The 14418-nt window shown below is 49.9% G+C and carries 8 protein-coding genes; 4 read left to right on the forward strand and 4 right to left on the reverse strand.

Going from position 1 to position 14418, the window contains the following annotated elements; genetic code table 11:
• The first annotated feature begins 6 nt into the window (after positions 1-6).
• Positions 7-1665 carry an HD domain-containing phosphohydrolase gene (locus C3B51_RS01965; protein WP_130243977.1) on the forward strand — a complete coding sequence of 553 codons (1659 nt, stop codon included), beginning with the start codon at positions 7-9 and terminating at the stop codon, positions 1663-1665.
• Between the two features lie 975 nt (positions 1666-2640).
• Here C3B51_RS01965 and C3B51_RS01970 read toward each other — a convergent pair.
• From C3B51_RS01970 to C3B51_RS01985, 4 genes are all read right to left on the reverse strand, one after another.
• Positions 2641-4821, reverse strand: coding sequence for a winged helix-turn-helix domain-containing protein (locus C3B51_RS01970; protein WP_130243978.1), 2181 nt, complete (start codon positions 4819-4821; stop codon positions 2641-2643).
• Between the two features lie 320 nt (positions 4822-5141).
• Positions 5142-6353, reverse strand: coding sequence for a hypothetical protein (locus tag C3B51_RS01975; RefSeq protein ID WP_130243979.1), 1212 nt, complete (start codon positions 6351-6353; stop codon positions 5142-5144).
• A gap of 75 nt (positions 6354-6428) precedes the next feature.
• Positions 6429-7469 carry a ribosome small subunit-dependent GTPase A gene (gene rsgA / locus C3B51_RS01980; RefSeq protein WP_130243980.1) on the reverse strand — a complete coding sequence of 347 codons (1041 nt, stop codon included), beginning with the start codon at positions 7467-7469 and terminating at the stop codon, positions 6429-6431.
• 241 nt (positions 7470-7710) lie between these two features.
• Positions 7711-8610, reverse strand: a complete 900-nt coding sequence (locus C3B51_RS01985) for a response regulator (protein ID WP_130243981.1) — start codon at positions 8608-8610, stop codon at positions 7711-7713.
• A gap of 99 nt (positions 8611-8709) precedes the next feature.
• On the opposite strand from C3B51_RS01985, the gene C3B51_RS01990 reads away from it, so the two are divergent.
• From C3B51_RS01990 to C3B51_RS02000, 3 genes are all read left to right on the forward strand, one after another.
• The gene (locus C3B51_RS01990; RefSeq protein WP_125718524.1) at positions 8710-9480 is read left to right on the forward strand and encodes a chromosome partitioning protein ParA; all 771 of its coding nucleotides are present in this window, start codon (positions 8710-8712) and stop codon (positions 9478-9480) included.
• A 114-nt stretch (positions 9481-9594) separates the two neighbouring features.
• Complete coding sequence (locus C3B51_RS01995; RefSeq protein ID WP_130243982.1) at positions 9595-13458, forward strand: two-component regulator propeller domain-containing protein; 3864 nt, start codon at positions 9595-9597, stop codon at positions 13456-13458.
• A 258-nt stretch (positions 13459-13716) separates the two neighbouring features.
• Positions 13717-14418 (forward strand): AzlC family ABC transporter permease, encoded by a 702-nt coding sequence (locus tag C3B51_RS02000; protein ID WP_130243983.1) that lies wholly within the window; start codon positions 13717-13719, stop codon positions 14416-14418.

Here is a 14418-nt window from a genome sequence, read left to right on the forward strand (position 1 = left end):
TGAGTTATGGAACAGCATATTCGAAACATCGCAAATAAGATTGAGCAGGCAGGCTCACAGGTCGCATTGCAACATCTGCTCAAACTGGCCATAGAGCTAGCATCGGAGCACGATACCGACCGGTTGCTGGAAAACATCCTGCTCTCTGCGATGGAGCTCAGCGCGACCGATGGCGGTACAATCTATTCCGTATCAGATGACATGCAATTGCAGTTTGCCACGCTGATAAACGGGCCTCTGGATCTGCATATGGGCGGCACTTCAAAGCAACCGATCCCCTTCCCTCCCATCCCCATTTATCTGGAAAATGGTCAATGTAATGAAAGCGCACTGGTTGCGCTGGCTGCCGCAAAACGCGAGGTGATCAAAATAGATGACGTCTATCAGTGTGAGGAATATGACCTTTCGGCGGCGCGGGCAATGGATGCCAAAACCGGGTACCACACTCAGTCAGTGCTGACTATCCCGTTACTCAACCATGAGCAAGAGCTCAATGGCGTATTACAGCTCATTAACCCGCACAGTAAAGGCAAAATTGTCCCGTTTTCACAGCAGCAAACGGAAATGATTTGCTCTATTGGCGCTCTTGCTGCAGTGGCACTGACTAACCGCCAGCTGATTGATGGTATGGAAACGCTGTTTCAAGCCTTTACCCGCTTGATAGCAAAAGCCATTGATGAAAAATCCCCCTATACCGGTGGTCACTGCCGCCGGGTACCAGAGCTCACTATGATGATTGCCGAAGCGGTACATGAGGCACAATCAGGTCCCATGGCTGACTTCTCAATGACCGAAGCCGACAGGGCTGAGTTGTCATTAGCTGGCTGGCTGCACGATTGTGGTAAGATAGCCATCCCAGAATATGTGATGGATAAAGCCACCAAACTGGAGTCGGTAAACGATAGAATCGCCCTGATTGATGCCAGAATTGAGCTGGCGAAGCGGGATCTTGAACTCGACTACACCAAGCGTATACTCCGTTTCGAACGGGATGATGAACAGGCTCAAGCAAACCAGCTAAGCGCGGAATTAGAAGAAAAACTCACCCAGTTAGAGCAAGATCGGCAATTTTTGCGTCATGCCAATATAGGTGGCGAGTTTATGCGTGAAGAAGACCAGCAGCGCGTAAAGCGCATTGCCGAGCAAACGTCGGTACGCATCGGCACAGAAGAACACCCCCTACTGACTGACAATGAAGTCTATAACCTCAATATTGCGCGAGGGACATTAACCTCAGAAGAACGTCAGATCATCAACCGGCACATGGACATCACACTGGAAATGCTCGAAGCACTCCCTTTTCCCAAACATTTACGCCGCGTGCCAGAGTTCGCCGGCGGCCATCATGAAAAAATGGATGGTACAGGTTACCCAAGAGGGTTAACACGCGAGCAGATGTCCATACCCGCCAGGATCATGGCCATAGCAGATATTTTCGAAGCACTCACAGCAGCAGATCGGCCCTATAAAGATGCTAAAAAGCTCAGTGAGTGCTTATTTATTATGGGAAAAATGAAACTGGGTGACCACATAGACCCGGATCTATTTGACGTCTTTGTTGAGTCAAAAGTGTATCTAAAGTACGCCGAACAATTCCTGAAGCCCGCTCAGATTGATGAAGTGATCCACGAACGGATCCCCGGCTATGAGAAAAAACAGGGCTGACAAACAAACGCCAATCTGAGTGTATTGACGAATAGCCGTGACGACTTGTTGCTTGGCAACCCTACATTTAGTGTTGAGATTATTATTGTTATTTTAGTACGGAATACAATTTTCCTGTTACAGCAAGTATAACCTGTTAATACCATTGATGAATCGGACCAGCGATACAGTGGCAGTAGGACCACTGCATCGCCGGCAATCACTCCCTGACGTTCATCGACCTATCCTTGTAAAAAACCAGAGCACTAATACCGCGTGTAGCAGGCACTCACTCAGTGCTTCCAACACTGTTCCTGTTGCTCTCCCTGTGTTGGTCTGGACATTATTATTGTTATTATTATTACTTAGCCTGCAAGTTGCACAAAACGCAACATTAAACCTCAAAAAGACAACAAACCAATTCTGAGGCTTTTATTGAGCCAACACCAAGCACTGCGTTTTCATTCCTTGTGAGCTCGGTACTTGCTTCTTCCTGTCCTTGCAAGAAACATGTTGCATATCACCCATCCTCCCTGACAGTGCTGGCAAACTGCGCCAAACTGCAACTCAGTCACAACCTTTCCCCAATCCCTGCCCGGTTGTTGCTAACTCGGATGAAAATATAAAAATTTATCTTAATTTTCTAAACAACTGTTACATCTATTTTTTATAACCAAAAAAATAAGCCTTTATATCAAAGGCTTATTTTTGCAATTTAAAAAAGTTTCGCTGGATTAATTGAATCTTCTACTAGCGCATTCTTCCATCGTGCGGTTTATCACAGCTCACAAGTTTGCATATCCAGCGAGGTTCGACTGGCTCCTGCTCATCTGCGTAAGCAGAAAATGACCCAGTACCAGAGAAAAGAGAAATAATGGTGATACAGATTGCTTTTTTCACACGAATGATCCTTTTATTTTTTATTAGGTAGAGCGAATAAGGAAAACAGAGCGAGGGTAAGTAACCCAAACACTCGGTCCCTTTTCAGGTATCATCTTAGTGATCTATTTTAATTGTTGCAATAGAAGTGTCGTTTAATTGTACAGACAGCGCGAGCACCTTTTCTCCAGCTGTATCCGCAGCAATAGTAGGGTAAAGCGCATAAAAGCGATCTTCAAAGGCGTGATGAGCGCCGGTCTGCCAGTTAAGTTTGTGCAGATAAGTGTTGCGATCATCAAATGCCGTCCAGACAATATGATCGCCACGGACGTACCAGCGACAAATGTATCTGAAGTCAATCGGGTGATTCAATGGCTTTGCCGGGCCAGTCAGATCGGATAAATAGAAAAGTTGTGCATCTATCGGCTCTGCGACGATATAGCCAGTTCCAGCAGGACGAATAGAGCGATACCCGGGTATCAGCAGGTTACTGACTTTAGAAGTGATGTCATAGCTCTGTATTTCCCACTCACCAGCCACATTAACGCCGTAATAGATAGCACTACCATCTGCACTGAAAGCGGCATCACTACTGGTCTCCATTGAAGAGGTAATATACTGAACCTGACTGTGTTCAAAGGAGTAAAACGCCAGCTTAGGGCCTTCTTTAAACAAAATACCGCCAGCCAGGTACGATACATCCAGTAACTCAACATTCTCTTCTGAGCTGTAGTAGGGCTTTGTCTCCCGGGTGCTCATGGTCATATGCCCTATGGTTGTAATCCCATCTTTTAGATGCATTACCCACCGGTGCTCATCGGATTGTTCATCATACATCATGGCGACAACCTGAGGTGTGGTGTTGATTATCTGACTGGCTTCTATTTGAGAAGTAAGTTGGTGTTCTATATAGAGACGCTTCGCCCGGCTGAACTCTTTTTGTAGCAATACTATATCGGCACCATCATGTGTATCAAAGCTACGCAACAGTACATCACTGTCTTCTATCAATCGGGTATGCCCCCCTGTCAGGCTGTCAACCTGGAAAAGCGCCCCTTTCGCCATGATCAATACAGAAGAGTTGCTTTTCCACTCAACACCGTACAACGTATGTTTACTGCTATATAAAAGCGTTTCTTCTTTGGTTGCTAAGTCAAACAACAAAGTGTGGAACTGGCCTTTGATCTTTTTTATCAATGCCACCCTTTGTTTGTCCGGTGACAAGCTGACATCAAACAGTATTTCACTGGCATCACTGGGGGCCAGCATGCGCACGTACTCGCGTGTGTGCAGGTCAAGGGCGTAAAGCGTCATCTCACTTTCCAAGTCCACCAGCATCGGCAATAACACCTCTGATGCATGACGGCCACGGGAAGGGTCTCCTACCGCAACTACACCTTCAATGAGTGTGATCCGGCCAGACTCAGGGTCAGACAAGGTCAGTGGTAACAACTTCACTGAAGTTTTATTACCAATTAAATCGCTGTATATGATGACCTTATCATTCTGAGCAAACTGTACAAAAGCGGCATTATTGGCATGATAAGTGAGCTGCCTGATTTTGTTGTTTTGCCTGTCAAGTAGGTATACCTGCCTGTCTTCCTCGATAGACGTACGGCCAGTAAAAGCAACATATCGACCATCCATAGACACAGATAAGTTCTCTTTTTCGCCGTTGAACCCGGTGAGTTGTTCAAGCTCACTAACGCTTGCCACCTGGCTGTCCAAAACAAACTGAGTTATGGCGTCGTACTTAGTCCATCCAATGCTCACCGAAACAAATGTTACCAGTACAATCAATATCTTAAACACCATACCTTGCTTGTGCTGAGTGACCTGAGGCTGTTCGGTCAGAGCAGATTCGCTTGGAGAGTATGACTCAGGCGGAAGGTCCGGCGATAGGTCTGATGAAGTATCACTCGCGCTAGTATCGCTGACTGGTTGCACCTCTGTTTCCAGAGTATCAACAGGCGCAATCTCACAGACGAGCTTATATCCCCGTTTTGAAACAGACTTCACATACCGGGCATTGGCAATGTCATCGTCACCTAAGATCAGCCTGAGCTTCTTAACCGCACTACGTACAGCAGTGTCAGACACAATGCGATCTGACCAGACTTCCTGGTGCAGCTCTTCGATATTCACGTATCTGTCGCGGTTTTCATACAAATACAGTAACAACGCCATGACCTTAGGCTCAATAGAAACCTCATCGGCATCGCGATATAAAACCTGATCGCTCAGATCCAGAACAAATGCTCCGAGTTTTGTCAGTTTAATATCTTTTAACGAAGGCATGGCATCCAGTCAAAGCGGTTAACTTTCCAATAATTGATTGACGATAAATCAGCCAAACCAAGTGTTTACTCGGGGCCAATGAAGTCACCTCAGGCAAGGTATTATTTCAATAAAAAAGAATATTTTACAATTTCAAATCATCACAGTGCACTAGACTAACAGGGAAAATAAATGAAGTTCAACAAAAACCGGACAATATCGGCTCCCTAAGCGTTAAAAGCTGTTACAAACATGACAAATTGTTTCAAAAATAGAAATTTTATGCCGCTGTCAGGCATATTCCATTAATTTATGCCTCACTTCTGAAAGACGGCGCTTATTTATCGTTCGCCGCGTTGGTGAGTGCATACATTGCCATAGATATGCAGCGCATCACTCTTGGCAAAACTGATTGCCACCTGAGTGGGGGAGAAAAAAGCTGCCGAGGTTGGCGATTTTGCCCCCGCGACATTGATCAGCTCAGAAAACTGCCAGCGTCCGTTTGACTGGCGAGCAAACACATTAACCTGATCGCTCGACTCAGACAGTGCCAGCAAACAGTGTCCGTCAGGTGAAAAGACTATGCGCGTTACACCTGGCAGTGGCTGGGGATCTGCAACGCTAAGCTGCTCGAGCAGTATAAAGCGCCCGGCGGGGTTCTGCTGGTAATGATAAACACCCGATTGCGTTGCAACCATCAAGCCCCCGGTCTCTGGCACAAAAGTCACAAACACAGGTTCTGTCAATTCTGTATGTTGCTCATCCGGTAAGGTGTGTTGCAAAACAAGTGACTGCAACGCCCCCGCTTTGAATATGGTGACCTGGTTGGCCTGCATGCCAGCAACCGCGACCAGGTTTTCATCTGGTGACAAGGCAACCGATACCGCCCCCGCCAGCGCGTTAACCTGACTGGCGCGAAGGATCTGCTTCACACTCAGCTTACCCTGCGTTGATGTTACTTTGACCAGGGCCTGCGACACATTGGACGCCACGTAACTGATCCCATTATGACTACCAACAATGGCATAAGGGCCCAAGAGCGCCAGCGTATCTTGCTGTGCTGAAATCGGTTTGCTTTGCTTAAACACTCGTTGGATATCGATGCGATCGGTCAGATAAGATGATAGATGCAGCGATGCATTGTCCTGCAAACGAAACTGCGCAACTGCACCACTATAAAAACTAACCACCTGGATATCTTGGTTGACACCAGAAAATGTCATATCCGATGCCCCCACCAAAGCGCCGTGCGCTTCATTACCCGACATCATGTCCAGCATAGTCAGTGATAAATCCTCAGCCACACGATAAACGGCCAGGGCATCGTCATCGGCACTGACCGCGTACAGCACTCTGCGGATGTCATCGAATAGCAGGCGGCGCACATTGTCCAGTCCATCTATGCCGTTTTGATTATCTGTGTAGCGATGCACCAAAGATGTCCTGTTCACTTGCTCATCAGTCGTAGCACATCCAGCAGCCAGGCCTGTGATACCAAAAGCGATAAGCAAACTTGAAAGACAGAGCCTAAAGTTACCGTTCTTAAAAAACATAATGCACCTTCAGATCAGGTATGTAAGTAGTTGAATAAATTAAGGCCATGCCAAAGGCATGACCTTAAACCCGAACTAGCCGTCTCTCAAGCGGGCTTTGTTTTTCACTGTCTGCTTCACCATCTTACCAAACGACTTATCTTTGGCACGCCGTTGCGCCAGACTGGCAGTGTTAAACGCATTTTCCCTATTCAGCTTAAGATAGTTGTTAAGCCGCCTTTGGCTGAGTGCACCAGACTCAATCGCGCCTTGTACTGCACAACCCGGCTCCTGCTCATGCCGACAATCATTAAACCGGCATTGCTCACCCAACAATTCGATGTCAGCAAATGCCGAACTGATCCCTGCCTCACAACCACCGAGTTGGAGCTCTCGCATCCCGGGCGTATCGAGTAACAACCCGCCCGATGGCAACGTCACCAGCTCACGATGCGTGGTAGTATGGCGTCCTTTGCCGTCGTCCTCACGGATCCGGCTCGTGCGCTGATACTGTGCGTTCATCAGTGTATTTGTCAGCGTCGACTTCCCGACTCCCGAGGAGCCCAGTAATACTGCCGTCTGGCCTTCGCCAAGCCAGGGTAACAAACGCTCAACGCACTCAGACGCATGCGTATTCACAGCCAGCACATCCAAAGCGGCGTCAAGCTGATGTACCGCACTAAGTGCCTGCTCAGTATGTTCAACCTGATCGGATTTAGTTAACAGTACCACAGCTTGTGCGCTCGAACTGTGCACCAGGGCCAGATAACGTTCCAGGCGGCTGAGGTTAAAGTCCTCATTCAGTGCACACAAAATAAAGGCGGTATCAACATTCGCCGAGATTAACTGCCACGCCAGATGCGCACCCGGCGCCTTGCGCTTGAAGCAACTTTTGCGCTCCAGCAGCCTGATATATCGCAGCTCGCTATCAACCAGGATCCAATCGCCCACCACAAGCGCATCCATTGCCGGTGTTAATGGTAAAGAATAGGTCCTTGCTTCGCCTTGGACTGAAATGCAGGACCTGTGCTGCGAGACGATCCGTACCGGGTGAGCATCACTCCACTCTTCCAGTGTCAGTTGCTGTTGAAAATAAGGTGTCCAGCCTAATTTGGCCAGGTTCTGAAAATTGGTCATGACGACCCCTTAACAATAATGTTAATAACTGAGAAAGGGGCTATTTGCCCCGGTAGATACCGGGCGAAAAGGAGTGCTGGCTAGACTAAATTCGGTTTTAAGTTAAGTTAAGTTAGTTGAGGCCAGTCTGCCCGGTTGGTTTGGTTACTATCATCATCGTCCTCCTGGGTGTTTTTCCGTCAATGCTGAGCACATGATATCTAAATGCGGCGCAGAGTCAACGTATCTGCACACAGCGGTATCATAACCCAACGATCAGCATTTTACCCTGCGCCATGCCTTCACGCTCGCAACTTAAGTCGAGCCGGCTATCAAGTGGGTACTGGTATAAGCGCTCAAGTTTAGGGTGGTTTTGATATAAAACAGTGCAGCTTCTGACGAACAAGCTCATTTTGCTTTGTTTATCCAGGAATGCGTACGTGGTTTTTGCCAGCGCTTCTTTGCACGCCGTCATAATCTCTGGGTTTACTTGATTTAAATGTATGGCTTTGTGGGCTTCTTCTTGCGGGATCACTTGCAGGCTGCTGGCCAGCACACAGACCGCATATACATCTAACACCCCAATTACCCGCGGTTTCTGACTGCCACGCTCAGCGTACACCACCATCACACAAGGCACTTTGCTTTCATCTAACTGCTGTGCCTGGATCGGTTTTAACACCAATGAGTCGCTTATGTTTTTCTGCATCAGACGTTCCAGCATGTCAGTTTTGGGCAAAGCCAGCTCTTCTCGAAGCGGTACCGCGTCATCTTCACCAATCATTTCGTTGGCTTCTAGCTCCAACACCAACGGCATAATGGCGCTGCGCAGTGCATCATCGCTGAAAGGCTTGGACAGAAAAAATGCGCACCCCAGCGATGTGGCATACTCAACCTGCGCTGTATCGTCCACCGTCGAGATCATCGCCACCGGCAGCTCGGGGTGGCTGACTCGGAGGGTCTCCAGTAGTTCAATACCGGTTTTATCGGGCATATGCCAGTCAGTCAGAATGATCTGCGGTTGCCAATCGGCTATCAGCGTCATCGCCTCATCCACACGGCTGGCGCAGCGCAACAACAGCTTGCGATACTCAAACTGTTGCAGGGCCCGCCGGATGATCTCACAGGTTGCATGGCTGTCATCAACGATCAGAACTTTCATTCTTTACCCTAACGCAATTATTCTTCTTCAGTATAGGCAGAATTCTGAACGAAAACTAAACTTATCTTATTGATAAACAAACGCGGCATATCTCAGCGCATGGTTCCTCTCGAAGTTTACCAATATCTGGCAGTGAATGTAGGGCTGCTGATCCTGGCGGCCTGGTTTTATATTTTATTGTTGATTTTAAGAGAGTTTCGCCACTTTGCTGGGACTTTTTTAAACCACAAACAAAGCACACCAGAGCACGACGAACTGCTGGCGCAGTGTCGCGAATCGGTCGCGCGGGCCAGCCAGTTTACTCAGCAGCACAGCAAGACCATTTCAGAGCTGTTGCAGGTACAGATGACGCTGGAAAATCAGCTCTCGCAGATCCGGGCATCCACCGCCGACCACATCACCAAAGAAGAACAAAGTTCTATAAACGAGCTCAACAAAAAACTGATCCGCTCCCATAAACTCATTAAACGCCTTAAAGGCGAACTTGATAATAGTGGCAAGAAACTACGCCATGTCAGCTCCAAACTGGAACATCAGTTCCAGTCCACCGACACACTGCGCCAGGCCAATACCCAGCTGCAAGAAGAGATAGAACAACTTCGGCAGGACAAAGCTGGGGCATCTGCCAATGCGATGAGCGACCAGCAAACACAAACCCTGCTTAACCAATACAAACGCCAGATAGAGGAGCAAAATCAGCTGATAGATCAACTCTCTGTAGAACACGAGGGCGACGGCAGCAGCGCAGAAGTCGCGGCCCTCAAAGCAGAGCTGGAACAGACCCGACAAAAACTAACTCATCTGAGTAAAGAGAAAAACTTTGTTGAGAGCCGCTACCTTGAAGCCATCAAACAAAATAAGCCGCAATAAACACGGCACGTACCGCGTCAGGTTATCTATACTGGATAGGCATATACCGGTATTACCTCAGCGCACTCAATCTGGGGGGCACAAGTGATACGATTACCAGGCCTGCGGCGCGCAGTGGCTTTATTATTACTGCTCTGTATTTATCTGCTGCCTGCTCAGCCCTTTGCAGCAGTTGCAGCAACTGAGACAAGCGCACACCCGTCACAACCGGCGACCGGCCACTCTTTTTTCGATCTGGGCGAATTGATTTTTCAGACCATAGGCGACAGCGAACAAATTCCCAAGGGGGTGGTCACCGCACTGGCGCAGGACCGGGACGGGTTTATCTGGATCGGCACCCAGTTTGGTCTGCTGCGCTTCGATGGCTACCGCTTTGTGACTTTTCTGCATGATCCTAAGGATGATACCAGCCTGTCCGGCAGCTTTATCAGGTCATTATGGGTGGCGCCGGACGGCCTGATCTGGGTAGGGACCTTTACTGATGGAATATCCGTCTATAACCCCGCAACTGGGCATTTTAAACGTTTTGAGCATAACCGCTCCGATAACGATAGCCTGTATAACAACACAGTACGTGCGCTGACCGGGGATGATCAGGGTAATATTTACGCCGCAACGGATAACGGCCTGAATCACATCCAGGCCACCACAGGTCAAGTCTCACGACTGAAGATCTCCGGCTGCGACCAACCGCTTGTACAGCCGCGCCTGCGCTCGCTGTTACTCAGGGGTTCAGACACACTGTGGGTGGGCAGTAAAACCGGACTCTGCCGCGTCACCTTACCAAACGGGCACGCCTCCGGGATGGCCGATTGGCAGCAACCACTGCGTGGTGAAACCCTGGCAGCATTTGATCAGCAAAATGTGTTTCGCCTGTTTCAGGACACCAATCACGCTATCTGGGTTGGCACCACAGATCATGGCGCTGCTTTTTTCATGCCGGGTTCTGATCAGGTGACCCGTATTCTCCATCGTCCTGGCGATCCAACCAGTCTCAGTCACCACTGGGTGAATGGCATTATACAGCCAGATCCCGATCATATCTGGCTCAGTACCTCCGGAGGCGGGATCACTGTGGTTAATGCCAACAGCGGTGCGGTGATCCGACACATTCGCCATGATCCGCTTAACCCCTACAGTATCAATCTCGACTCTATGGGTGCCCTGCTTGTTGATGCCTCCGGGCTGATCTGGGCGGGCACCTGGGGCAACGGGCTGAATCGCCATAACCCGCACAATGGCGCGTTCAGAACGTTTGTCCGGCGACTGTCCTATCCCCACTCGCTCAGTCATGAGGATGTCCGCAGTATTACAGAGCTGGACAATGGCCAGATCTGGGTTGGTAATGCACAAACGGGGATCGACATCATAGATCCCAGCATAGGTGTGGTCGCCGGCCACCGGCCTGATCCTGGCGATCCAAACAAACTCGCCGACGGCTATGTCCGGGTGATCCGACAAACCTTTGATGGCAGCATCTGGACCGGCTCGGCCAATACCGGATTGCACCACTTCGATCCTCTGAGTCAGCAGTTTACACGCTACAGCAAAGCCGATGGTCTGCCCGGTTATCAGGTCGTGATGTTACAGGAAACCGCCAATGGCCTGCTATGGGTTGGCACCGACGAAGGGTTGGCGCTGATGGACATTCAAACCCGTCAGCTACAGCCACTGAACGCCTTTAAAAATCATACCCAGCTGTCAGGCAAGCCGGTCCTGACAATGGCCTATATGGCCCCGGACCTGCTGTGGGTCGGCACCCGCATTGGCTTATTTGTGCTTGATTTGAAAGCGAAAACCGTGACCGAGATCAGTGCCCGGGCACAAACCACTGACACACTCTCAGACAATTATATTAAAAGCTTGCTGGTTGATAGTCAGGGACGCCTGTTGGTCGCCACCCCGCACGGGCTCGACAGACTGGTTCACTTCGATGGCCATCAGGCACAGTTCGAGTCACTGGATCAGTTGGCGGGCAGACCCACAGGTACCGCAGGGAACCTGATGGAAGATGCGCAGGGACGGATCTGGAATGGCTATGGCTGGCTGGACCCGTCGGCGCAAACCTTTGAAGACCTGGGCGTTGCCGATGACTGGGACACCGGGACCATGTGGACGGGCTCCTACACCAAACTGCGTGATGGCACGCTGGTGTTTGGTGGCACAAAAGGGATCCTGTTGCTGCGCCCCGAGCGCTGGAGGCATTGGACCTATCACCCGCCACTGGTGATAAGCGAGCTTGCTGTTAATAATCAGCCCGTCACAGTACCCAAGCAACTGGTGCTGCCTCCGAGCACCCGCAGCTTTTCGGTCGAATTTGCCGCGCTGGACTATACTGCGCCACACAGCAATCGTTACGCCTATCAGCTGGTCGGTTACGACGAGCAATGGATCCCGGTCGATGCCAGTAAACGCCATATTACCTACACCCGCTTGCCGCCCGGTCACTATCAACTCAAAATTAAAGGCAGCAACCGCAAGGGACAGTGGAGCCAGCACCAGTTAAACCTGGCAGTGATCCAGTTACCGGCCTGGTATGAAACCTGGTGGTTTCGCCTGGGGCTGCTGCTGCTGATCACCACTTTGCTGTACCTGGCGTATTTATGGCGCATTAAAGAACTCAAACAGCAACAAGTCGCCCTCGACAACCTAGTGCAATCGCGCACCGCCAATATCTCAATGCTGGGCACCATAGGCAAAGACATCACTTCCACGTTAGATCTCTCATCGGTGCTGGAACGTGTCTATAAACACGTGAATGAGTTGATGGGTGCAGACGTCTTTGTGGTTGGGATCCTCGACAGCGAAAATCAGCGCATTTCCTGTCGACTGGCGATTGAAAAAGGGCAAAAGCTGCCCGAATTTGAATATGCCCTGTCCGACACCCAGCGCCCTGCCGTGTGGTGCGTCACCCACCAAAAAGAGCTCAGGGTCAATCAGATCAGTGAGCTGACGCAGTATGTCAACCACATTGCGGCGCCGGTCAGCGGCGCCGAGAGTGAGTCGCTGGTTTATCTGCCGCTGATTATTGATACCCGGATCATCGGCTGCTTGACCGTGCAGAGTTTTCAGCCACATGCATTTAGCGATAACGATGTGCAAATGCTGCGTACGATCGCTAACTATACCGCCATTGCCCTGGCCAACGCCGATGCCGTGGCGCGACTTGAAAGCACCTTCAACCAGTTGCAAACCGCCCATGAAGACCTCAAAGTTACCCAACAACAACTGGTACAACAGGAAAAAATGGCCGGCCTTGGCCGCTTAGTCTCCGGCGTTGCCCATGAGATTAACACTCCGCTGGGCATTGGCATTACCGCAGGCTCATACGCCAGCAAAGCACTGGCAGAGTGCGAGCAGAAACTGGCCAGTGGCAAACTTAGCAAGGACCATCTGGAGCAGTTTTTTGCCACCTTGCAAGAGAGCCTGCAACTGCTTGAGTCGAACCTGGGTCGTGCAGCCCAGCTGGTGAAAAACTTTAAACAAGTGGCGGTTGATCAGTCCATAGAAGAGCTCAGCACCATTAACCTGCCCGATTATCTCAACGATGTGTTAACCAGCTTGCATCCTAAGTGGAAGCACACCCAGGTCACAGTGAAAACCGACTTCCCCCCGGAGGCTCGCTTATCGACCTATCCTGGCGCAATCGCCCAGATCCTCACAAACCTGGTCGACAACGCCATTAAACACGCCTTTGATGAGGGAACACAGCCAGGCACCATCCGCATAACCATAGAGGACACACCTGAGCATCTCACCTGGATTGTTGCGGACGACGGCGCCGGCATGAGCGAAGAAACGCGGGATAAAGTTTTTGAACCCTTTTACACCACCCGACGCAGCCACGGTGGCACCGGGCTCGGAATGCACATTGTATTTAATATTGTGACGCAAAAGCTCAAAGGCACCATAGAATGTCACAGTGAGCCGGATCAGGGCTGCCGCTTTACACTGGTGCTGCCCAAATCAGGTAACTAATGCCTTTGCTTGCTGAGTTCGGCTGCCATTTATGCAATGATCCGGCCTTCTCAGTCGAGCTGACTCCATTACCAAGGCCTACGTTTGACAATATTAAAGCTAATTAAATTTGGGTGCTTAATTATTGCCCACAGGTTCTGTTCAGGGTACATTCTCACTCTAAAATAATAAAAACAAGCAGCCTTCGCGACAACACCTCTTCAGTCTTCACTGTTATCTGCGCAGGTTGTCAGCCACTCACAGATTTAGGTAGGTACTATGAGCACGGAGCAAGCAAAGCCGGTCAGATCAATCAAACTGGCCGCATTTTTTGACATTCTTCCCTTATCCATTGCCGTGATCCCCTGGGGGATTTTATGTGGTTCACTGGCCATTCAAGTGGGACTGAGTCCGCTGCAGTCACAACTGATGTCGCTGCTGGTCTTTGCCGGCGCGGCGCAATTGTCTGCCTTGACCCTGACGGGCGCCAGTGCGGGTATCGCGACCATTTTGGGCAGTACAGCCGTGATCAGCTCACGCCACTTGCTCTACTCAGCCACTTTTCGCAGTCATGCCATGGGCTTACCTTTACATCACAAAATGCTGATGGCCTTTTTGCTGACCGATGAAATGTTTGCCGTAACGGAGAATAAGCGTAAGGAACTGGGCTACTTTCCCCTCGACTATGCCTTAATCTCAGGCGCCACGTTTTATGCCATCTGGAACCTGTCGACACTGGCAGGCATTGTGGCGGGTACCAGTATTCCAAACCTTGAAAGCCTGGGACTCGAATTTGCTATTGCCGCCACTTTTATTGCCATGGTGGTCCCGAACATACAATCCTCACCTGTGTTAGTCGCGGTGCTGGTATCAGCCTGTTGCGCTGTTTTGTTTCATAAACTCGAGGTCCCCAATGACCTGTTGCTCTCTGCGCTGGTCGGTATGGTTGTCGGTTATTGTTTAGATAAAGAAAGCGATTAG

This window comes from Pseudoalteromonas rubra, assembly GCF_004212645.1.
Lineage (GTDB): Bacteria > Pseudomonadota > Gammaproteobacteria > Enterobacterales > Alteromonadaceae > Pseudoalteromonas > Pseudoalteromonas rubra_G.